The sequence below is a fragment of the Cohnella algarum genome, assembly GCF_016937515.1.
Taxonomy (GTDB): domain Bacteria; phylum Bacillota; class Bacilli; order Paenibacillales; family Paenibacillaceae; genus Cohnella; species Cohnella algarum.
The window spans coordinates 5,178,057-5,198,402 of sequence record NZ_JAFHKM010000002.1 but is presented as its reverse complement, the minus strand read 5'-3'; the positions used below and the strand labels follow the sequence as shown (position 1 = coordinate 5,198,402).

General features: G+C 58.1%; 21 protein-coding genes. 16 read left to right on the top strand and 5 right to left on the bottom strand.

Annotated elements, in window-relative coordinates; genetic code table 11:
- The first annotated feature begins 88 nt into the window (after nt 1-88).
- Both JW799_RS23460 and JW799_RS23455 read left to right on the top strand, forming a co-directional pair.
- Nucleotides 89-1,369, top strand: coding sequence for a D-alanyl-D-alanine carboxypeptidase family protein (locus tag JW799_RS23460; protein WP_080839055.1), 1,281 nt, complete (start codon nt 89-91; stop codon nt 1,367-1,369).
- A gap of 45 nt (nt 1,370-1,414) precedes the next feature.
- A complete protein-coding gene (locus JW799_RS23455) occupies nt 1,415-1,555 on the top strand; it encodes a hypothetical protein (protein WP_176220859.1) in 141 nt (46 codons plus the stop codon).
- 158 nt (nt 1,556-1,713) lie between these two features.
- On the opposite strand, the gene JW799_RS23450 is transcribed toward JW799_RS23455, so the two are convergent.
- On the bottom strand, nt 1,714-2,682 hold the full coding sequence (locus JW799_RS23450; protein WP_080839057.1) for an S-layer homology domain-containing protein: 969 nt from the start codon (nt 2,680-2,682) through the stop codon (nt 1,714-1,716).
- Nucleotides 2,683-2,795: 113 nt separating this feature from the next.
- Nucleotides 2,796-4,184: an MFS transporter gene (locus JW799_RS23445; RefSeq protein WP_080839058.1), complete on the bottom strand. Its 1,389-nt coding sequence runs from the start codon at nt 4,182-4,184 to the stop codon at nt 2,796-2,798.
- Nucleotides 4,185-4,293: 109 nt separating this feature from the next.
- Here JW799_RS23445 and JW799_RS23440 point away from each other — a divergent pair, with 109 nt between their 5' ends.
- Nucleotides 4,294-4,620, top strand: a complete 327-nt coding sequence (locus JW799_RS23440) for an ArsR/SmtB family transcription factor (RefSeq protein WP_080839060.1) — start codon at nt 4,294-4,296, stop codon at nt 4,618-4,620.
- Between the two features lie 87 nt (nt 4,621-4,707).
- On the opposite strand, the gene JW799_RS23435 is transcribed toward JW799_RS23440, so the two are convergent.
- Entirely contained in the window at nt 4,708-4,923 is a 216-nt protein-coding gene (locus JW799_RS23435; RefSeq protein WP_080839061.1) for a hypothetical protein, read from the bottom strand.
- A 268-nt stretch (nt 4,924-5,191) separates the two neighbouring features.
- On the opposite strand from JW799_RS23435, the gene JW799_RS23430 reads away from it, so the two are divergent.
- The 9 genes from JW799_RS23430 to JW799_RS23390 all read left to right on the top strand — a co-directional run bounded on the left by JW799_RS23430 (nt 5,192) and on the right by JW799_RS23390 (nt 14,432).
- Nucleotides 5,192-8,074 carry a Na+/H+ antiporter subunit A gene (locus JW799_RS23430; protein WP_080839063.1) on the top strand — a complete coding sequence of 961 codons (2,883 nt, stop codon included), beginning with the start codon at nt 5,192-5,194 and terminating at the stop codon, nt 8,072-8,074.
- Nucleotides 8,062-8,400, top strand: coding sequence for a Na(+)/H(+) antiporter subunit C (locus JW799_RS23425; RefSeq protein WP_080839065.1), 339 nt, complete (start codon nt 8,062-8,064; stop codon nt 8,398-8,400). Before JW799_RS23430 ends, JW799_RS23425 begins: the two co-directional genes overlap by 13 nt.
- A complete protein-coding gene (locus JW799_RS23420; protein ID WP_205431946.1) occupies nt 8,393-9,868 on the top strand; it encodes a Na+/H+ antiporter subunit D in 1,476 nt (491 codons plus the stop codon). The genes JW799_RS23425 and JW799_RS23420 overlap by 8 nt, the downstream gene beginning before the upstream one ends.
- A 6-nt stretch (nt 9,869-9,874) precedes the next feature.
- On the top strand, nt 9,875-10,351 hold the full coding sequence (locus tag JW799_RS23415) for a Na+/H+ antiporter subunit E (protein ID WP_205431944.1): 477 nt from the start codon (nt 9,875-9,877) through the stop codon (nt 10,349-10,351).
- Nucleotides 10,351-10,644 (top strand): Na(+)/H(+) antiporter subunit F1, encoded by a 294-nt coding sequence (locus tag JW799_RS23410; protein WP_205431942.1) that lies wholly within the window; start codon nt 10,351-10,353, stop codon nt 10,642-10,644. The genes JW799_RS23415 and JW799_RS23410 overlap by 1 nt, the downstream gene beginning before the upstream one ends.
- On the top strand, nt 10,628-10,984 hold the full coding sequence (gene mnhG, locus JW799_RS23405; protein ID WP_080839073.1) for a monovalent cation/H(+) antiporter subunit G: 357 nt from the start codon (nt 10,628-10,630) through the stop codon (nt 10,982-10,984). Before JW799_RS23410 ends, mnhG begins: the two co-directional genes overlap by 17 nt.
- 888 nt (nt 10,985-11,872) lie before the next feature.
- Nucleotides 11,873-12,664, top strand: coding sequence for an ABC transporter ATP-binding protein (locus JW799_RS23400; RefSeq protein ID WP_080839075.1), 792 nt, complete (start codon nt 11,873-11,875; stop codon nt 12,662-12,664).
- Nucleotides 12,665-12,679: 15 nt separating this feature from the next.
- The gene (locus JW799_RS23395; protein WP_080839077.1) at nt 12,680-13,675 is read left to right on the top strand and encodes an ABC transporter substrate-binding protein; all 996 of its coding nucleotides are present in this window, start codon (nt 12,680-12,682) and stop codon (nt 13,673-13,675) included.
- Nucleotides 13,659-14,432, top strand: a complete 774-nt coding sequence (locus JW799_RS23390; RefSeq protein ID WP_080839079.1) for an ABC transporter permease — start codon at nt 13,659-13,661, stop codon at nt 14,430-14,432. The genes JW799_RS23395 and JW799_RS23390 overlap by 17 nt, the downstream gene beginning before the upstream one ends.
- On the opposite strand, the gene JW799_RS23385 is transcribed toward JW799_RS23390, so the two are convergent.
- Nucleotides 14,429-14,890, bottom strand: a complete 462-nt coding sequence (locus tag JW799_RS23385) for a winged helix-turn-helix transcriptional regulator (protein WP_080839081.1) — start codon at nt 14,888-14,890, stop codon at nt 14,429-14,431. The two genes, JW799_RS23390 and JW799_RS23385, sit on opposite strands and share 4 nt — an antisense overlap.
- Nucleotides 14,891-15,032: 142 nt before the next feature.
- Between JW799_RS23385 and JW799_RS23380 the strand changes: the two genes are divergently transcribed.
- Both JW799_RS23380 and JW799_RS23375 read left to right on the top strand, forming a co-directional pair.
- Complete coding sequence (locus JW799_RS23380) at nt 15,033-15,587, top strand: DUF4242 domain-containing protein (RefSeq protein WP_080839083.1); 555 nt, start codon at nt 15,033-15,035, stop codon at nt 15,585-15,587.
- 29 nt (nt 15,588-15,616) lie between these two features.
- Nucleotides 15,617-16,732 carry an acyl-CoA dehydrogenase family protein gene (locus tag JW799_RS23375; protein ID WP_080839085.1) on the top strand — a complete coding sequence of 372 codons (1,116 nt, stop codon included), beginning with the start codon at nt 15,617-15,619 and terminating at the stop codon, nt 16,730-16,732.
- Between the two features lie 163 nt (nt 16,733-16,895).
- On the opposite strand, the gene JW799_RS23370 is transcribed toward JW799_RS23375, so the two are convergent.
- A complete protein-coding gene (locus JW799_RS23370) occupies nt 16,896-18,044 on the bottom strand; it encodes an AI-2E family transporter (protein ID WP_205431940.1) in 1,149 nt (382 codons plus the stop codon).
- Nucleotides 18,045-18,447: 403 nt separating this feature from the next.
- Between JW799_RS23370 and JW799_RS23365 the strand changes: the two genes are divergently transcribed.
- Together JW799_RS23365 and JW799_RS23360 are read left to right on the top strand one after the other, a co-directional pair.
- Nucleotides 18,448-19,095 carry a GntR family transcriptional regulator gene (locus JW799_RS23365; RefSeq protein ID WP_205431939.1) on the top strand — a complete coding sequence of 216 codons (648 nt, stop codon included), beginning with the start codon at nt 18,448-18,450 and terminating at the stop codon, nt 19,093-19,095.
- A 41-nt stretch (nt 19,096-19,136) separates the two neighbouring features.
- On the top strand, nt 19,137-20,306 hold the full coding sequence (locus tag JW799_RS23360; RefSeq protein ID WP_080839091.1) for a helix-turn-helix domain-containing protein: 1,170 nt from the start codon (nt 19,137-19,139) through the stop codon (nt 20,304-20,306).
- Nucleotides 20,307-20,346 lie beyond the last annotated feature (40 nt).

The following is a 20,346-nucleotide window of genomic DNA, read 5'->3' as shown; positions in this document are numbered from 1 at the left end:
TGCTTTGCCGCTTGATGCGAATTCGGTTACGATAGAAAAATAAGAAAAAGGGGAAACTGGAGGAAGCAAAGGGGAAGATAACCGACCGATGCGTCTATTGCCGAAAATCTTCGTTGCCGTTTCGCTATTGTTGTCCTTTCCGTCTGCGCATGGATTTCAGGCCGCGACTGCCGCGGAAAACGGAACCATCGCCCCTTCCTCGGCGCCGTCCGTCACGGTGGCGGAGATCCTGGAAGCCGAAGCTCCCCCGGAGGCTCCGGCCAACATCGCTTCGGAGTCCGCGATTTTGATCGATCAGCAATCGGGCCGGGTGCTATTCGCCAAAAACGAACGCGCGCGGCTGTATCCCGCAAGCATCACGAAAATCGTAACCGCCATCGTCGCGCTGGAAACGTCCCGGCTGGACGAAACGGTAACCGTATCCAGGGAAGCGAGATACGAGGACGGCACGCGCGTGTATTTGTCCGAAGGCGAGCAAAAATCGATGGAGCTTATGCTTTACGCGATGATGCTCAATTCCGGCAACGACGCCGCCACCGCGATCGCGGAGCATATCGACGGCTCGAAAGCCGAATTTGCCGAGCGCATGAACGATTTCGCGACGAACACGGTCGGCGTTTCGGATACTTTTTTCGTCAACCCGTCCGGCCTTCCCGATCCGAATCAGGTGACAACTGCCGCCGATATGGCCCGAATCGCGCGTTACGCCATGCAGAACGAAACGTTCCGCGAAATCGTCTCGACCGTTCAAATGCCGTGGGACGGACTGGAGTGGAAGTCCGAGCTCTACAACCACAATCGTTTGCTGACGACGTACGAAGGCGCGACGGGGATTAAAAACGGGTATACGACGGCCGCCGGGAATACGCTCGTTTCTTCCGCGACCCGGGGAGACGAGCAATTGATCGGAGTCGTCCTGAAGGCGCCAAGCAACAAAAACGCCTATGCGGATATGACGGCGCTGTTTGATTACGGTTTTGCGGCCTTCGAATCCGCGCCGTTGCTCGCCGCCGGCGAGACGCATACCGAGGAGATCGGGGACGAGACGTACGAATGGCGGGCGGAGGAGGAAATCCGCGCGCTGATGCCGATCGGCGCCCTTCCGTCCTTTCGGGTCGACGCGCAAGGGAGCGTCCTGCTCGATACCGAATTCGGCGAGCAAGCGGTGGGGACCTTGACGCCCGTCAAAAAGCAGGTCCACGCGCTGCAAAATACGGAAGCCGCCGCCGCGGCGATGCCGGTGGAAGAAGAGAAGCTTCGCAACGGATGGATTTGGGCGGGGGCCGCCGGCGCCGTCATCGCGGCAGCCGCCTTGTGGATGGCCGGAAAAAGGCGAAAGAAACGCCGAAAGTCGGTTCATTTTCCGTAAGGTGCGTTAACGCGGACAAAGGGGGCTTTCCGATGGGGTTCGTCTTTGCAACGCGGCAGCGGGGACGATGCGGGCGCCTTGGCCGCGGATAGCCTGGAACGATGCCCCGACTGCGGCGCGGGAGTCGGCGGCAACGACGAATTTTGCCCGTCGGGCGGCCTTCGGCTGAACGGGACTCCCGGCTGAGGCCGGAAAGGAACCGTCATCCGAAATATCGGCCTGCGGAGGCCGTTATGGGCGAAGTATCGTAAGCTGCGAGCAAATGAGCATGTACGGAAGGGGCCGTCCCATAGGTCAAATTCGACCTGTAGGGACGGCCCCGGCCTTTTTTATCGTTGATTCGCTTAAGAGGAAACGGATGCGGATGCGGATGATTCGGAAGCTTCGCCGTCGGACGGCGACGATACGGCATCCTGCGGGAGCACCGGCTTGAGCTTGGCGTCCACGTACGTGACGGCGCTGATTTCCGTCAGGACTTGCGGATACATCATCTCCGGATCGGGCCATACCGGTTCCGTAAAGACGATGGCCTGGTCGCCTTCGAATTGAATCGAGACGATTCGAAGGCCATAGCCCGGATGCGGGGCCGTCGCTTTGACCGTCACTTCGGACACGCTCTCGTTAACGGGCTTGACCTCGAGCTTGTAGTCGGCCAACGGATCGGGCTCCTCCGGGTTCGGATCGACCTGCGGCGTATTTTGGACGAATTCCATGGCGTTGTACAGCCATTCGGCCGCTTCGCCGCGCGTAATCGGCGCTTTCGGATTGAATTTGCCGTCTTCCAGGGAGGCGACGTTCGAAATGAGCAGCTTTTGAATGCTGTTCATGTAGCTCGGATTGACGTCGGCTTCGTCGTCGATCAGAATGTACGGCTCCGGATAGGCGTGGGCTCCGTTCGCTTCCATGCCGAGGAACAGATGATGGGCGAACTGCTCGCGCGTCATCGATTGATCCGGCTTGACGTCCTGCGGAATTTCCAGGCCGTTGATGTGCGCGACGATAAACGCGTCCGAATACCAGGCGTCGTCCGGCACGTTCGTAAAGTAGTCGCTGGCGAGCGGAGCTTTGACGAACAGGAAGCGGGCGAGGCTGATGTCCAGGCCTTTGTTGATCATCGAGATTCCGGCGGCGTACGACAGCTCTCCGTCGGGATCGAATTTGTCTTTGCCGACCCCGCTGATGACGCCTTTCTCTTTCAGGGCGTTGATTTTGTCGGCGTGCTTGGACGACGAAGTATCCGAGAAAGCGAAGACGGACGGAGACAGCGCCACGACCAGCAGTGCGGACAACAGCCAAATCAAGCTTTTTTTCATGCTGATTTCACTCCTTGTCTGATGATTTCCTGCTTTTGTGTTTTTAAACGAGCTCCGTTCGCGATTTGTTGCAGCCGATCGCAAGTTCGATTGCCTTTTCGTCCGGATGATGCTTATCCCGCCACGCCGTCCGCCCTGCTTCCGCGATTGGACCCTAAATAAACGAACGAACAGAGAACGGACAACAGGCCGATGCCCATCAATCCCCAAAAGATGAGCGCGTACGTGTCGGCCAGCGGAAACCGTTCCCGCGCGGCCAGGAAGCTTCCGCACACGGCGACGCTGAACGCGCCGCTGAAAAACTGGATCAATTGAAACAGCCCCATCCCGGCTCCGATGTTGGCGGCGGGAAGAATGCGGGACATCTCGTTGGAGACGCTCGCGTTGAGAGCGGAAAAGCCGACGATCATAAGCATGTAAATGAACATGACGGCAAAATAGGATTGATCGGCAAACAAGGCGAACAGCAGCCCCGAAACGGCGATCGGCCAGGGGGCGACGCGAAGCAGCAGGCCGTTGCCGTACCGGTCGATCCCTTTGCCAATCGCGTTCGAGGCCAGCATCGAGACGAACGCTCCGGGGAATACGATCAGCCCGGATATCCCCGGCTTTAAGCCGTACAGGTGCGCGAGCAGCTGGGGCAGCAGAAACAGCAAGGCGAAGCTGTTGATATAGGCGAACAGGCCGAGCGAGCCCAGCAGCAAATAACGTTTGTTGCGAAGCAAGGCGGGCTGCACGAACGGTTCGGCGGCGGAGCGGATCCGAAGCCAAAACGCGAACAGCCCGACGATTCCCGCCGCCAAAGCGACGAAGCTGCCGCCGGTCAAAAAGAGGAGCAAGCCCGTCGAGCCGATGCCGATCAGAAGCGCTCCCGGCCAGTCGAAGGAGCCTTTGACGAAGGGCTCCTCGGGGAGAAGGCGGAAGACGACCGGGATGAGCAGAAGCGAACAGCCGGTGACGAGAAACAGATCGTTCCAGCCCCAAAATTGGGTGATCGCTCCCCCGACGACCGGACCGAGACCCAAGCCGAGCGAAGCGGCGGAGGAAATGAGGGCCATCGCCTTGCCTCTGCGCGACAGCGGGACGTACCGGCTGATGAGCACGATGGCGAGGCTCATCACGGAGCCGGCTCCCGCCGCCTGCACGATGCGCGCGCAAAGCAGGATGACGAAGTCATGGCTCAAAAAGCCCGCGATCGATGCCCCGCCGAGGCAGAGGAGCCCGAAGGAGAGCAGATAACGAATCGGAACGAGATCGGATAGCCGGCTGTAGGTAATCGAAGAAATCGCGAACACGATCGAGTAGCCGGTGACGATCCAGGAGGCCGCGGAAGAAGAAAGGGCGAATTGTTCGGTCACGACGGGCAGCGCCAAATTGAACATCATCGTGTTCATGATGACCAGGACGAGAATGAGGCCCAACAGCGGAACGACGACCTTCTCGCGCAGCAAGGACGGCTCGGCGTCCGCGGGCGGCATAGCGGAGCTGATTTCGGTTTTCATGGTTTCCCCTCGTATCCGTTTAAGTTCTATGTTTATCGAACATTAAAAACATAACACGAGTTGTGGTATAATTCAAATCATCAGTCCAACCTGGAGAGGGGGAAGACAAATGAAAATTTTATTCCACCCGAAACGGGAGGACATTCAACTGACGGCGGTGCTTGCGGCGCTTAGCGACCCGAACCGGATGAGGCTCGTGACCGACGTGGCGGAATGCGGGGAGCGGCCGTGCGGCTCGTTCGATCAGCCGGTGGCCAAGTCGACGATGTCGCACCATGTCCGGATTCTTCGCGAAGCCGGCGTGCTCAACATTCGCGTTCAAGGGACGCAGCACTTTCTGTCGCTGCGGACGGACGATCTGGAAGCGCGGTTTCCGGGCGTGCTGACCTCCATTCTGAAGGCGTCTTCGGCCGCTAAGGAAAGCCTGCCCGGGTAGCGGAAGCGGCGCGGGCCGGATTGGCCGGCCTGAAAAAGTCGCGTTCGCGGCATCGCGGGCGATCCGGAATCCCGGGCCGGACGTGCGTTAGTCGTCTTCCCAACCGATGATGCGGATATATTCCCGCGCCCCGAAAGGCTCTTTTCCTCCCGGCACCGTTTGCGTCGTTCCGACCGACCGGATCGTATAGCGTCCTTCTGCAGACGGCTTCGACTTCGCCAGCCGGGCGTCAAGCGCCCAGCCAAGCGCCAGCAGCAGCAAAAAGAGGGTCAAGCAAATATACGCCTTATCGCGAGTTCGCACGCCAGGATCACTCCTTTCCTATAGGAAAAGGGTTTGCCAGCGACGAGCGGTCGCATACGTCCTGACTAAAAATTCCTTTACATTTTTTCGAGCCATCGATATAATATGGATCAATTGAACATGTTTTTTCGGAGGAGCCTGCCACCAGCGGGCTCCTTTTCTGTTTTTTCGGCTTTACGTTTCGGAAGGCGGTGGAAGGGTTTGAAGACCGGGTTTTGGAAAAGCTGAACAGTAGGAAAAAGTTGGACTGCAAAGGGAGGGAAGCGGCTTGACGCTGCTGCACGTAGCTATCATCTTACCTTTTATTTGGGCGCCGATCTCGGCTTGGATCTCCAGGCTGCTGCCCCGCCTGCATGCGGGGTGGCTCGTTTTTCCGCTGCCCGTGCTGTTGTTTGCGTATTTTCTCGGGTTTTCGTCCGATGTCCGGGACGGGAAGGCGCTTGCTTCGACGGCCGAATGGATTCCGTCCCTCGGCATCGACTTCGCCGTTTACATGGACGGATTGGGCTTCCTGTTCTCGCTGCTCATAACCGGCATCGGATCGCTCGTCGTCCTGTACTCGATTTTTTATTTGGATAAAAAGAAAGAAGCGATTCGCCCGTTCTACGTCTATTTGCTTCTGTTCATGGGCGCCATGCTCGGGGTCGTGCTGTCGGACAACATGATGGTGCTTTACGGCTTTTGGGAATTGACGAGCATTTCCTCGTTTTTGCTGATCGCGTTTTGGCAGGAGCGGGAAAAGTCGGTCTACGGCGCGCAAAAATCGATGCTGATTACCGTTTTCGGCGGTCTCGCGATGTTCGCCGGCTTCCTGCTGCTGTATGCGATGACCGGTACGTTCAGCATCCGGGAAACGATCGCCATGGCGGACGACATCGCCGGTCAGGCGCTGTTCATCCCGGCCATGCTGCTGATTTTGCTGGGCGCGTTCACGAAATCCGCGCAGTTTCCGTTCCATATCTGGCTTCCGGACGCCATGGAAGCGCCGACGCCGGTCAGCGCCTACTTGCACTCCGCCACGATGGTGAAGGCGGGCATTTATTTGGTCGCGAGGCTAAGTCCCGTTTTTTCCGGCGAAGACGCCTGGTTTTGGCTCGTATCGGGAATCGGCTTGACCACGCTCGTATTCGGATCGGTCAAGGCGGTCCGGCAAACGGATTTGAAGGCGATGCTGGCCTATTCGACGATCAGCCAGCTCGGCCTGATCATGAGCTTGTTCGGTCTGGGCTCGGCTGCGGCTTATTTTGCGGGCACGAGCGATTCGCTCCTTTACGCGAAAGCGACGACGGCGGCGGTTTTCCATCTGATCAATCACGCGACGTTCAAAGGCGCGCTGTTCATGGTCGTCGGCATCGTCGACCACGAGACGGGAACCCGCGATTTGCGCAAGCTCGGCGGGCTGATGCGGATCATGCCGGTAACGTTCTCGGTCGCGCTGATCGGGGCGTTTTCGATGGCCGGGCTGCCTCCGTTCAACGGTTTTTTGAGCAAGGAGATGTTTTTTACGGCGGTATTGAATATCGCCAGCCTGAACCTGTGGAGCCTGGACTCGTGGGGGGCGATTTTTCCCGTCGTCGCCTGGGTCGCAAGCGTATTTACGTTCGTCTACAGCATGATCGTGCTCTGGCGGACGTTCGCCGGCAAACCGCAGTTTGACAAACTGAGCAAAAAACCGCACGAAGCCCCGCTCGGCATGCTCGTCCCGCCGGTCGTCCTGGCTTCCTGCGCGGTCATTTTCGGCTTGTTTCCGAATTTGCTGTCCGCCTCGTTGATCGAGCCGGCCATGGGGGCCGTTCTTCCGGATTTGCTTGCGCCCGGAGAGCATTTTCACGTCTCGATCCACTTCTGGCATGGCTGGACGACGGAAGTATGGATGACGATCGGGGTCGTGCTGGCGGGTTCGGCGCTGTATGCGCTGCACGGCCGCCTGGGCGTCCTCGAGAAGGCAAGGGGAGGGGCCGGCGTGCTGAACCGGTTGTACGACGGGAGCCTGAGCGGGGCGGAGAAGCTGTCTTCCCGCTTGACGAACCTCTATATGACGGGGTCCGTCCGGCACTATCTAATCTACATTTTCCTGTTTTTTATTTTGTCGCTCGGGACGGCCCTCCTGCTGACCGGCGATATCCGGTTTCGCACGGAGCACTATGCCGATGTTTCGTTTTACGAAGCGGCCGTCGTCCTGGTCATGGCGGTGTCGGCGATCGCGGTTCCGTTCGCGAGCTCGCGCCTGATGGCGATCATCCTGACCGGCGCGGTCGGCTATATCGTCACGCTGCTGTTCATCATGTTCCGCGCGCCGGATTTGGCGCTGACGCAGCTGATCGTCGAGACGGTGTCGGTTGCGTTGTTCCTGCTCTGTTTCTATCATCTGCCGAAATTGAAAAAAGAGGTCGTCAAGCTGCCCTTCAAGCTGACCAATTTTCTGATCGCGGCGGGCTCGGGCGCCATCGTCACGCTGATCGCGCTGGGCGCGAGCGGGAGCGGCTCCTTTCGGACGATCGCGGACTATTTCGTGGACGAAAGCTACCGGCTGGCCGGCGGCAAAAACATCGTCAACGTCATTCTGGTCGATTTCAGAGGCTTCGATACGATGCTTGAAATTACGGTGCTGGGCATTGCCTCGCTCGGCATTTACGCGTTGGTCAAGCTCAGGCTCGATCCGGATTTGCCGAGGCTGCCGGCGGCGCATGCGGCGCCAAGCGTCCGGGCGCAAGGCAGGAGCAACGACGTGCTGCTGCGAACGATTTCCAGAGTGGTCGTCTTCCTGATCGTCGCGTTCTCGCTGTACTTGTTCTTCGCCGGCCACAACGCTCCGGGCGGCGGCTTTATCGGCGCGCTCATGACCGCTTCGGCGCTGCTGCTGACCGCGATCGCGTTCGGCATGGATTCCTTCCGGCTGATGATGCCGGTCGATTTCCGCAAGCTGACGGCGACGGGACTGGCGATCGCGTTTTTGACCGGGATCGGTTCCTTTGCGTTCGGGGCGCCGTTTTTAAGCCATGCCTTCGGCTATTTTCACCTGCCGATCATGGGGGAAACGGAGCTCGCGACGGCCGTGCTGTTCGATCTTGGCGTCTACCTCGCCGTTGTCGGGGTGACGATGACGATTTTGCTTACGATTGGGAGGGATGACCCGGAATGGAAGGGTTGATGGCTTTAAGCATCGGCATTTTGTTTGCCGTCGGCGTTTATCTCATTTTGTCCAAAAGCCTGCTCCGCATCGTTCTGGGCACGTCCCTGCTTACGCACAGCGTGCATTTGCTGCTGATGACGATGGCCGGGCTGAAAACGGGAGCGGCGCCGCTGCTCGGCGAAAAGGCGAAGGCGTATATCGATCCGCTGCCGCAGGCGCTCATTTTGACTTCGATCGTCATCAGCTTCGGCGTCACCGCGTTTTTTTTCGTGCTCGCTTATCGGTCGTATCAGACGCTGGGGACCGACGATATGGAACAGCTGAGGGGGAAAGAGGATGAATAACCTGCTCGTCATGCCGCTTCTTCTCCCTTTGTGTACGGCAGTCGCGCTCATTTTTCTGAAGGACCGCATCGTTTGGCAGCGATTCGTCGGCGCGATCGGCGCTTTGGCGAATATCGCGGTCGCCTGCCTGATCGTCGTTCAGGTGCGGGAAAAAGGCATTCAAACGCTGGACATGGGCGGGTGGGCGCCGCCGTACGGCATCGTTTTCGTTGCCGACATGCTGGCCGCGCTGCTCGTGTTGACGACGGCGGTCATCGGCTTCGTTTGTTTGCTCTTTTCGTTCCGCAGCGTCGGGGAAAGCCGGGAACGAAATTATTTTCACCCCGTCTTTCAGTTTTTGCTCGTCGGCGTTTACGGTTCGTTTCTGACCGGAGACATCTTCAACCTGTTCGTCTGCTTCGAAGTGATGCTCATTTCTTCCTACGCGCTGATCGTGCTGGGAGGGACCAAGCGGCAGCTTCGGGAAACGTTGAAGTACATTTTGATCAATATTTTGTCCTCCACCTTGTTCGTGGCCGCCGTCGCTTACCTGTACGCGAGCGTCGGAACGCTGAACATGGCGCATTTGGCGGAGCGGGTGGCGGAGAGCGGGCAAGGGGGCATCCTCAACGTCATTGCCGTCATGTTCCTGCTCGTGTTTTCGTTAAAAGCGGGACTGTTTCTGTTTTTCTGGCTGCCGGGCTCGTATGCCGCGCCGCCGACGGCCGTGCGCGCGGTGTTCGCCGCCTTGCTCACGAAAGTCGGCCTGTACGCCATCATTCGCACGTTTACGCTTATTTTTTACCATGAACCTGCGATTTCGCATTCTCTGATCGGGTGGATGGCCGGCGCCACAATGATATTGGGCAGCATCGGCGCAATCGCCTACCGGGACGTGAGCCGGGTGCTCAATTATAACGTCGTCATCGCCGTCGGGTTCATCGGCTTCGGCGTCTCCGTCGCGACGGAGGAGGCGCTGGGGGGCGTCGCGTTTTACCTGATGCACGATATGGTCGCCAAAGCGCTGCTGTTTCTGCTCGGGGGCATGATCGCGGCCGCCGCGGGCACCGAAAAGCTGAAGGAAATGGGCGGCCTGATCGGGCGCTACCCGCTGCTGGGATGGATGTTTTTCGCAACGGCCCTGGCGCTCGTCGGCGTTCCGCCGTTAAGCGGCTTCGCGGGAAAGGCGATGATCCTTCGCAGCGGCTTTTCCGAAGGCGCGTATGCGCTGTCCGCCATCGGACTCGCTTCCAGCTTTGTCGTGCTATACTCGTTAATGAACGTGTTCCGGCACGCCTTTTGGGGGAAAACGCCGGCGGCGGCGCCGGAGAAGATCGGCCTGCGGTGGAGCGCGGGCGCCGCGGCGGGGCTTTTTGCGCTCGTCGTCGCGATCGGACTCGGCTCGGAATGGGTGCTGTCGTACGTCGCCGAAGCCGGATACGTGCTAAGTCGGCCGGAAGTGTATATCGACGCCGTTTTGAGGGGGTGACCGGCCATGGCCATGCAAATTTTGCTTAATTTGATCCTCGCTTTTTTATGGATGTTTCTTCACGACGACGGCTCGGCTTCGCGGTTTATGATCGGATACGCGCTCGGAGCGGCGATTATATTCGTCTTCCGCCGCTTTTGGCCGAACGATTTTTATTTAATCAAACTGTGGGCGGTCGTCAAGCTGCTTGCGCTGTTTTTGAAAGAGCTTTTCGTCTCCAGCTTCGCGGTCGTTCGGGCGGTTCTTCGTCCGAAGCTGAACGTCCGGCCGGGTATTTTCGCTTACGAAACGTCGCTGAAAAGCGAATGGGAAGTGACCGTGCTGTCCTGCCTCATTTGCCTGACGCCCGGCACGCTGACGCTTGACGTTTCCCCCGACGGCGGAACGCTCTACATTCACGCGATGGATATCGGAGACGCGGAGGAAATGTCCGGACAAATCCGGCACACCTTCGAAAAAGCGATCATGGAGGTGACGCGGTAATGTTCGAGCAACTGCTTAACGCAGCCCTCGTCATCCTGTCGCTTGCCATGCTCGGCTGCCTGTACCGGCTGCTGAAAGGTCCATCGATGCCCGACCGCATCGCGGCGCTCGACGCGATCGGCATCAACCTGCTGGCCGTCGTGGCGGTTCTGTGCGTTCAATACCGCACGCAAACGTATATGGACACGATACTCGTCATCGGCATTTTGACGTTTATCGGCACGACGGCGTTTGCCCGATATATGGAAAGAGGGAAGGTGATCGAGCATGGAAACGATGAAAGCGCTCGGTGAGCTGTCGATCGGCTTGCTGATCCTGGTCGGGGCGTTGTTTTGCCTGCTCAGCGCGTTCGGGCTCATCCGGCTGCCCGACGTCTATTTGCGCTCGCACGCGGCGACGAAAAGCGCGACGCTCGGCGTGCTGTTCGTGCTGTTCGGCGTGTTTCTGTATTTCATGTTTTATTTGGAGCACGTAAGCGCGAAAATCCTGCTCGGCATCGTCTTCGTGTTCGTCACGTCGCCGATCGCGGGGCATTTGAACGGGCGAGCCGCCTATCGGACCGGCGTGCCGATGTGGGAGAAGAGCGTGCGGGACGACTACAAGGACGCGGTGGAGGTTCGGGAACGGAATTAAGCGGGAATCGCCCTTCCGGCGGCAGCGGTTGTGCCTCGGGGAGGGCGATTTTTTTAGAAAGATTTTTAGAATGAAGGGAAGCTTAAATTCTTCGCCGTGCGAAAGCGCGCAGGCAAGCTTGCGGAGTACGGCGCCCGCCAGGGTAGCGCGGAACCTACCTTCCGACATGTCCACATCCGATCCGGAAGCCGGACTGGCCCATGCGGATCCGATGGAGCTGCGGTGCACAGTTGAGTCGTGGCGACTCATCTCGACCCACCAAACGCAAATAGCCGTACGCAGTTGAGTAAAAATGACTCATCTCGCCGCCTCCGCGCTTGTGCTAACAGTACAGTTGAGTCGTGGCGACTCATCTCGCCGCCTCGGCGCGCGCGCTAACGGCACAGTTGAGTCGTGGCGACTCAAATCACAACTTTCGAAACGCAAACGGTCGCATGCCGGGTGAGTACATTCGGGTGATCTGCATTTCCTAGGACGCCTTCAGGCGCGTTTTTTAGGCAATGGCAGCGGGAAGGCTAGGACGGGAACCATTGGGCAAGGGGAAGACTCGGCATAGGGGTAGCTTATGATGGATTTTATCCAATCGGCAGAGCGAAAAACGGGGAAATTGCGATCCAGAGTGGATTTTCTCCAACGAAAAATGCCCATTTCGAACAACACGGACGAATCGGCCTCGCTAGATTGGACGAAATCCACTGAAGCTTGAAATCGTTGCGGAAAAACCGATTTTGATTGGACAAAATCCACTGAAGCTCCTTCCTATCATGCAAATGAGAGATAGTCTCAACGTTTTTTTGCAAATAGAAGGTTGCTTTTTAATACATAGTATATTATTATAACTTTAATTCCGATTATTATTATATGAATTAGTGGAAAGGGGGTTGCACGTTGAGTTCGAACGCTCCGATCGCGGTAGAGGCCGACCGCATTTCCAAAAGCTACGGCCATCAAGGCGGCAGGCAGACGGTGCTGGACGGCGTGACGTTCCGCATCCGCCAGGGCGAATTCGTATCGGTGCTCGGACCGAGCGGCTGCGGAAAAAGCACGCTGCTCAACCTGCTGGGAGGCTTCGAGCTGCCCGACGAAGGCACGATCCGGCTCGATGGCCGGCCGGTGGAACGGCCGGTGCGGCAGGCGGTGATGATGTTCCAGGATTACGGCCTGCTGCCTTGGCGGTCGGTTCTCGGAAACGTAGAGCTGGGTCTAGAGCCGCTCAAGCTCGGCGCGTCCGAACGGCGGGAGAGAGCGCTCGATTATCTCAAGCTGGTTCATCTGCAGGACAAAGCCGGCCTGTTTCCGTCCCAGCTGTCCGGAGGGATGAAGCAGCGGGTGGCGCTCGCTCGCGCCTTGGCCGTGCGGCCGCGCGTGCTGCTGCTCGACGAGCCGTTCGCGGCGCTCGATACGTTTACCCGCTATTACTTGCAGGATGAGCTGCTGAGCATTCAGCGGCGGGAGAACGTAACGATGATTCTGGTGACGCACGACATCGACGAAGCAGTTTATTTGTCCGACCGGATCCTGCTCCTCGGGACGGAGCCGGGAGGCATCCGGCTGGAGCTGCGCATTCCGGCGGCCAAGCCGAGAGACCGCGGACACGGAGAGTTTCAACTGTACCGCAAACGGATTTTGGAGCAGTTTCGGCTTGCGGGTTCCGGCTCGAAAGAAGAATTTACGATTTGACGGGAGGATGCGAGAGTGAAGTTTTTACGGACAATCGCGCTCGCGGCGGCGATTTCCCTGTTCGCCTTTGCCGCCTTGAGCGGCTGCGGCGCCTCGGAAGAAGCGAAGGAAGCGGGGACGGGGGCGAAGCGGACGATTAAGATCGGCTACTTGCCGATTACGCACGCGGCGCCGCTGTACATAGAAGAGGAGCTCGGAAAGCACGGATACGGCAACTTCGAGCTGCAGCTCGTCAAATTCGGCTCCTGGCCGGAATTGATGGACGCCCTGAACACCGGCAACATCGACGGAGCGTCGGTGCTGGTCGAATTGGCGATGCTGGCGAAAGATCAGGGAATCGACCTGAAGGCGGTAGCCCTCGGGCATAAGGACGGCAACGTCGTCGTCGCTTCGCCGGACATTCGAAGCGCGGCCGATTTGAAAGGGAAAAGCTTCGCGATCCCGCACGAATATTCGACGCATAACATTTTGCTTTATCAAACGTTGAAGAAGGCGGGGTTGACGTTCGAGGACGTACAGGTCGTCGAGCTGCCCCCGGCCGAGATGCCCGCCGCGCTGGCGGAGAGGAGAATCAGCGGCTACGTCGTGGCGGAGCCGTTCGGCGCCAGGTCCGTCGCCAGCGGAACGGGCAAGGTGCTTCATCAATCGGGGGAGTTGTGGCCGGATTCGATCTGCTGCGCCCTCGTGCTTCGAAACGATCTGATCGAGGACGATCCGGAGGCGGTGCAGCAGCTCGTCAAACAATATGTGGAAGCGGGAGAGGCGGCCGAGCATAAAGACGAGCAAGTGAAGGAAACGTTCTCGAAATACATGAACGTCGACGAAAACGTGCTCGACTTGTCGCTGGAGTGGATTTCCTACGACGATTTGAAGCTCGACGAGCGGACGTACGAGGAGCTGAGGCAGGTTTTGACGGAAATGAAGCTGTTCGAGAATCCGCCGGCTTTCGCCGACTTCGTCGACAATTCCTTCATTGACAAGGCGCTGCAGGAACATGAAGCCGATTCGTAAATCCTTCTGCGCGCTCATCGGCTCGCTCGTTCTTCTGCTCGTCTGGCAGCTCGCGGTCTGGATCGGAAATTATGAAAAATCGCTGCTCCCGGCCCCGCTGGACGTGCTTCGGGGACTGGGCGAGCTCGCCGCCAGCGGAGCGCTGTTCGCGCATTTGAAAGTCAGCCTGCTCCGGTTCGCGGCGGGCTACCTCTCCGCATCGGCCGCGGGCATCGCGCTTGGCCTTGCCCTCGGAAGGACGCGCTTGCTGTGGGCCATGATCGATCCGGTCGTTCAGCTCGTCCGGCCGATTTCGCCGATCGCCTGGTCCCCGTTTATCGTGCTGTGGTTCGGCATCGGCAATGCGCCCGCGATCGTCATTATTTTTTTGGCCGGGTTTTTCCCGGTTCTGTTATCCACCGTTTCGGGCATTCGCAAAGTGGACGGAAGCTATTTGAAAATGGCGGCAAACTTCGGAATCGGTGGCCGGCCGCTGCTGACCAAAATCATATTCCCCGCCGCGTTCCCGTCCATCGCGAACGGCTTGCATATCGCGATCGGCACCTCCTGGATTTTTCTCGTATCCGGGGAGATGGTCGGTTCCCAGTCCGGACTCGGTTTTCTCATTATCGACAGCCGCAATACCCTCCGCCTGGATCTCGTGCTGGCGGGTATCGTCTGCATCGGCGCGTGCGGCTTGCTGCTCGACCGAGGCGTCCGCGTGTTCGAACGCCGGGTCGAAAGGCTGTGGGGAGCGCCCGCCCGGACGCAAGCTTAAGCGTCGGCCGCCGGACCGCGTTCCCCGGGTGCCAAATTTACGACGGCCAAATCCGCCTTTTCGACTTCCCGCCCGCAGTGGTCGCACCGGTACGATACCCGAACCTCGTGGCCGCAGGAGCGGTGAGTCAGCTTTTTATAACATTTTTGCAAATGCCGTTTTCCCCAGACGATCAGGGCGTAAAAAACGTCGTCCAGATCTTTGCCGCTCGGGGTCAGGCTGTACCGGTAACGAGGCGGGTGGTCGGAATAGAGGGCGGATTCGACGAGCCCCTGTTCCTCCAAATATTTAAGCCGGTCGGACAGCAGCTTGGACGAGAGGCCGTCCAGCGCTTTCTTGATTTCGTTGAAGGTCGAGCGGCCGACCAAAATTTCATGAATGATGAGCAGCGTCCAGCGGTCTCCGATGACGTTCAGCGATTGGGCGATATTGCAGGGCAGATCGTATCTTTCTTTCATGCGGACCTCCAATGGGCTTGTTTCGCAGGGATACAGAGTTAACTTTTTATACTAAGTAAATTATAGTCGCATTAAGCGGCGTTGTCGATTTCGCCTTTCTTTGTTCGATTGCCATTCATTTTTTCAAAAGGAGAGAATCCCTATGTCCCTTTATTTGATCGAATCCGTGTTCGGCGATTCCGAGAGAAACGAGCAAAGCTTGAAAACCTCGCTTGCGAGGCTGGAACAGGAAGCGGGCGCGGCCGGCGTCCGCATCGTCGAGGTGCAGGTTGCCCGGGACTTCGGCAGATCGTTTTTGATTTTGGAAGCCGGCGAGGGCAGGGAGGGCGCACCCGTCGAAGCCGTTTTTGAGCGGGCCGGCGTCCCCGTCGCGCTGCTGAAGCCGGTGCGCCTGGTCGGCAGCGAGCTGGAAGCGGTCAAACGGCAGCCGGACGGGATCGATTATTTGGTCGAATGGAACATTCCGGAGGATTTGACGATGGAGCAGTATTTGGAGCGCAAAAAACGGAATTCGGTTCATTATGCCGAAGTGCCCGAGGTGACGTTCTCGCGTACGTACGTATGCGAAGACATGTCCAAGTGTCTTTGCTTCTATCGGGCTCCGGACGAGGCGGCGGTCGTCAGGGCGAGAAACGCGGTGCAAACGCCGATCGACGCCATCACCGCGCTCCAATCGAAGCCGTCGAGAGTCGATTAAAAAACGTTGCGACGAAAGGAGGAACGTCATTGGCTGCGTCGGAAAAGACGGTTTCGGCGGACGAAAGGCGAAAAAACGTCGTCGATGCGCTGATTCGGGAGCATTTGGCGCCGCATGTGAAACGGATCGACGCGGAGTCGTTTTATCCCGCCGATTATTTGAAGTCGCTCGGGGCGGCCGGTCTGCTGGATTCCCGGGACGCTTCGCCGGGCGAAATCCGCGCCCGCGGCGTTCGTCTGGTTGAGGAAACCTCCAAAATATGCATGACGACCGGCTTCAACCTGTGGTGCCATTTGGCGGCCTTGACGTACGTGCGCGGGTCCGGCAACGAGTTTTTAAGGCAGCGGCTGCTTCCGGAATTGGAAAACGGAAAGCTGCTCGGCGGAACCGGGCTGTCCAATCCGATGAAGTTCTACGCCGGCATGGACAAGTTGATTTTGCAAGCGGAAGTCGCCGAAGGAGGGTACAGGCTGAGCGGCACGCTGCCTATGGTTTCGAATTTGGCGGACGATCATTGGTTCGGCGTCGTCGCGTCGCTCGGGGACAGCCGGCGCGTGATGGCCTTCGTCCCTTGCGCCGCCGAAGGGCTGAAGCGCACGGAGAGAATCGGCTATCTCGGCTTGAACGGGAGCGCCACCTTTGCGTGCGAATTTTCCGGCGTGCTCGCGCCGCGAAGCTGGATCGTCGCGGAGGAGGCCGACGCCTTCGTCGCCCGGATTCGCCCGCTTTTCATCCTGTACCAAATACCGCTGGGCCTGGGCGTGATCGACGCCTCGATCCGCTCGATGGAGCGGGTTCGGGACAAGCAGCGCGGCTGCAACCGGTTTCTCCGGGAGCAGCCGGAAACGCTCGAAGACGAGCTGCGGGAGCTGAGGGAGCAAACGTACCGGCTCGCATCGACGGAACGTCCGGAATCGGGAGACGTCGTCCAGGAGTTGCTCGGCCTTCGATTGAAGACGGCGTATTTGGCGCTTCGGGCCGTTCAGGCGGACATGCTGCATGGCGGAGGCTCGGCGTATTTGCGAAACAGCGCTCCTTCGAGAAGACTGCGCGAGGCGTATTTTTTCGCCAACCTTACGCCGACGATCAAGCATTTGGAGAAAATGCGGCAGTCGGGCGCCTTCTCGGGGACGATCCCCTCATGAGCGGGAAGCGCCATTCATCCCTTCAAGCCCGATAACGACGAACTGGCGGCCGGTCGGCGGAGATGGGTCGCAAGGCGGCAAAAAGGCCGGCATCCCCCGCGAACGGAACGTTCGGGCAAAGGGAAATGCCGGCCTCGGACGCGCAGGGGAGGCGGATTCGGCGCTAGCGGTTCGCGGTTTCCGACTCGTAAAGCCCCGAGCGCGCTTTGAACCAGCGAAACAGATGGGTGGCGACGATTTTGAGCACGGCGTATCCGGGAACCGCCAAAATGACGCCGAGAACGCCAAACAAATTGCCCGCCGTCAAAATGACGAAAATGATCGTGATCGGATGGATGTTAAGCGTCTTGCCCATAATTTGCGGCGAAATGAACTTGCCCTCGACGAGCTGCACGACCGTCCAGACGACGATCATCTTGACGAGCATGATCGGAGAGGTGACGAGCGCGACGATGAGCGCCGGCGTAATGGCGATCGCGGGCCCGAGGTATGGCACGATGCTCGTGCAGGCCGCCACGATGGCCAGCGTAAGCGAATAATCGAGCCCGATAATCAGATAACCGATGTACAGCAGACAGCCGATGCAAAAGCTGACGATGATCTGTCCGCGGATGTACGAGCTGATTTGATGGTTCATTTCGAGCATGACGGTCAAAAACCGGTCCCGCAGCTTCGTCGGGACAAAGCCGAGCGCGAACGGGGTCAATTTTTTGCGGTCCTTCAGCAAATAAAACAGAATGAACGGCACGGTGACGATCGACAAAACGACTTCCGTGATCGTCCCGACGATGCCGCCGACGCTCGACCACGTATTGTTCAAAATGGAGCTGGCCCGCTCGGAAATGTTGGCGGTCAGTTGGGCCGGATCGAAGTTGAGCGTTTCCTGGATGCCTTCGAAAAAGTCGCTTCCCAGCCACTCTTCGATCTGCAATCGGAATTGCTCGAAATAATGGGGGAAGTTGGACGCCAGACTGGCGATTTGCTGGCGGACAAGCGGGATGACGGCCGTGACGGCGAGCGTAATGATGCCGGCGATCAGCAGGTATAACGCCAAGATGCTATAAATTCGTTTGACGTTCCGTTTTTCCAAATAGTCGATGATCGGATTGAGCAGGTAATAAACGACGGTCGTCAGCAGCAGCGGCAGAGCCACGGTTTTGAACAGCACTTCGATCGGGTGGAACACATAGGAAATTTTGCTCAAAACGAGAATGTTCAACCCGACGAGCAGCAAAACAAACAGAAATCCGACAAATTTGCTGTTGAACAAAAACGATCGGAGCTTCTCCGACCAGACGCGTTGCGTTTCCATTGCGAGTTTCTTTGCCCCCTGTCGATTTGCGAACAAGCCTTGTTTCCTATTATAGCGCTGCCATTTCGCAAAACCAATTCCGGCGATCGGCGGCCGCAGGCCGCGATCTCTTCACGTTTTTTTACGGGGGACGCGCGTTCGGGTTGCAAATCGCAAGCGAAGGCGCACGGCGAACTTCGGGCGGGTCGACAACGGAAAGGCTTGCCGGGAAACCGCCGTTTCGCCATTTTCTTGCAAAATAATCGGTTGCCGATTCCGGCCGAGCTCCATATAATGAAATCAAAAGCAGGTAACGACGCAACGCGAAACGAGGTGACGATTAAATTTAAAGCGGTTACAAATCTTGCGGCACGTTATCGATTATCGATAATCGATAATGCTTCGGAATGGAGCGGTTGAACCGATGGCTGAACAGGAACCGAATCTCTCGATGCACTCGATCAGCGAGCACATTTATTTATGGTTGAAGCAAGGGATTCTCGCGGGCGAGCTTCAGCCCGGTACCCGGCTTATCGTGCTGGACATCGCCCGCAAATTCCGGGTCAGCCAGGCGCCCGTCCGCGAAGCGCTCGAACGGCTGAAGCAGGAAGGGCTCATCAACGGCGTTCCGAACAAGGGGTCCGTCGTTTCGGATATTACGTCCAAGGAAATCCGGGATCTTTTCGTCTTGCGGGAAATTATCGAAGGCTTTGCGGTGCGGGAGACGATGCCGCGGATGACGGACGGCGACTACGCGTTTTTGGAACGGACCGTTTCCGGCATGGACGACGCCAACAAAATGCGGGATACGCTGCGAATCCTCGAGCTCGATATGGAGTTTCACGGCTTTTTTTACCGGCGCTGCGACAATCAGGCGATACTCGGGCTGTGGAACGATATGCGAACGAAGATCATGCGGTTCATGGCGATATCCAACCGCTATTATACGACCGACGGGCTGGCCGATTGGCATCGCCTGCTCATTGACGCCTTGAAGTCGGGAAACCCGGAAACGGCGGAAAAAGCATTTGTCGAACATATGCACTCGTACAAGATCATTCATCTGGATTGACGCCACGGCTCGTTCGAAGCCTTATCAAAGGGGAAAAGAGCATGCGGAGTGAATTCATGTTGTACAACGACGATTTGGCGATGACCTGGGTGAGGGAACGGTTTTTGCGCGAGCTCGTGTCGGGCCGGCTGAGGCCGAAGGCGGACCTTCAGGAGAAGATGTCCCGCCTGTCCGTAAACCCCTATTTCACGTTCCCGGCCGTCGCGCTGGTGGAGCCCGTCGCGAAGCGGGAAGAGGGAACGGGCGCAAGGCCGCGGGCCGAAGCGGCGAGAGATGCCGTACAGCAGGAAGCGTGCGCCGGGAGCGTCGCGTTCGTCGACGATGAGGACCGGGTCGCGCTGCTGTTCTCCTGGACGAAGTCGGAGATGCTGGAAAAGCTGCAGCGAAAGCTCTCCGACCGTTTCGGTTGCTCGGTCAATATCGGCGTCGGCCGGCCCTGCGGCCAGCTCGGGGACGTGCATCAATCGTACGGGCAGGCTTCGACGGCCCTTCGCTACAAATTTTACAAAGGGACCGGCCAAGTGCTGTACGCCAACAACCTCCGGCCGTTCGAGCCGGTCCGCAGCGATCCGGAGATCGTGGAGAAAACGCTGTACGATACGTTGAAAGCGGCGGTGTCCCACGAGGAAATCGAGGAAGCGGTGGAGCATTGCTACGAGAGCGTGCTGCAGAACCGTTATCTGGATATCGAAAGCTTGTACGAATGGACGATCCGGCTGCTGCTCGGGATCGAGAAACGGATGCTGGCCGACGAAAAGGATGCAAGCGCTTATCACTCTTCGGACATTTTGTCCGTCATCCGCCTGGAAACGCTGGACGAAATGAAGCGGTACGTAAGTCAATTTCTGCAGGGACTGTGGGAATTTACGCTCCCGAACCAGAAGGAAAGCCACCGCAGCATCATCAAGAAATCGCTGCATTATATGGAATCGGAGTACGGCAGCGCTTCCCTGCAGAGCATCGCCCGGAAGGTGTACATGACGCCGGCCTATTTGAGCCTGCTGTTCAAGGCGAATACGGGCAAAACGTTTATCGAGCATTTGACCGACATCCGGATCGGAAAGGCGAAGGAGATGCTGGCGTCCACGCATTACAAAAATTACGAGGTGGCGGAGAAGGTGGGCTATCACGACTCGCGGTACTTCAGCCAAATTTTCAAAAAGAAGGTCGGCGTTTCCCCCAGCGAGTACCGGGAATCCGCGGCAAAGTAGACGGCCGGAAAGCGGGCATAAAAGCAGGGACTTCGGCTTT

What these genes read in the sequence shown, in the direction of transcription:
- mnhG (WP_080839073.1), top strand. Translation starts at nt 10,628, where the DNA reads ATGAAAGCGCTCGGTGAGCTGTCGATCGGCTTGCTGATCCTGGTCGGG.
- JW799_RS23420 (WP_205431946.1), top strand. Translation starts at nt 8,393, where the DNA reads ATGAATAACCTGCTCGTCATGCCGCTTCTTCTCCCTTTGTGTACGGCA.
- JW799_RS23365 (WP_205431939.1), top strand. Translation starts at nt 18,448, where the DNA reads ATGGCTGAACAGGAACCGAATCTCTCGATGCACTCGATCAGCGAGCAC.
- JW799_RS23410 (WP_205431942.1), top strand. Translation starts at nt 10,351, where the DNA reads ATGTTCGAGCAACTGCTTAACGCAGCCCTCGTCATCCTGTCGCTTGCC.
- JW799_RS23360 (WP_080839091.1), top strand. Translation starts at nt 19,137, where the DNA reads ATGCGGAGTGAATTCATGTTGTACAACGACGATTTGGCGATGACCTGG.
- JW799_RS23450 (WP_080839057.1), bottom strand. Translation starts at nt 2,682, where the DNA reads ATGAAAAAAAGCTTGATTTGGCTGTTGTCCGCACTGCTGGTCGTGGCG.
- JW799_RS23460 (WP_080839055.1), top strand. Translation starts at nt 89, where the DNA reads ATGCGTCTATTGCCGAAAATCTTCGTTGCCGTTTCGCTATTGTTGTCC.
- JW799_RS23385 (WP_080839081.1), bottom strand. Translation starts at nt 14,890, where the DNA reads ATGAAAGAAAGATACGATCTGCCCTGCAATATCGCCCAATCGCTGAAC.
- JW799_RS23425 (WP_080839065.1), top strand. Translation starts at nt 8,062, where the DNA reads ATGGAAGGGTTGATGGCTTTAAGCATCGGCATTTTGTTTGCCGTCGGC.
- JW799_RS23390 (WP_080839079.1), top strand. Translation starts at nt 13,659, where the DNA reads ATGAAGCCGATTCGTAAATCCTTCTGCGCGCTCATCGGCTCGCTCGTT.
- JW799_RS23440 (WP_080839060.1), top strand. Translation starts at nt 4,294, where the DNA reads ATGAAAATTTTATTCCACCCGAAACGGGAGGACATTCAACTGACGGCG.
- JW799_RS23445 (WP_080839058.1), bottom strand. Translation starts at nt 4,184, where the DNA reads ATGAAAACCGAAATCAGCTCCGCTATGCCGCCCGCGGACGCCGAGCCG.
- JW799_RS23370 (WP_205431940.1), bottom strand. Translation starts at nt 18,044, where the DNA reads ATGGAAACGCAACGCGTCTGGTCGGAGAAGCTCCGATCGTTTTTGTTC.
- JW799_RS23415 (WP_205431944.1), top strand. Translation starts at nt 9,875, where the DNA reads ATGGCCATGCAAATTTTGCTTAATTTGATCCTCGCTTTTTTATGGATG.
- JW799_RS23380 (WP_080839083.1), top strand. Translation starts at nt 15,033, where the DNA reads ATGTCCCTTTATTTGATCGAATCCGTGTTCGGCGATTCCGAGAGAAAC.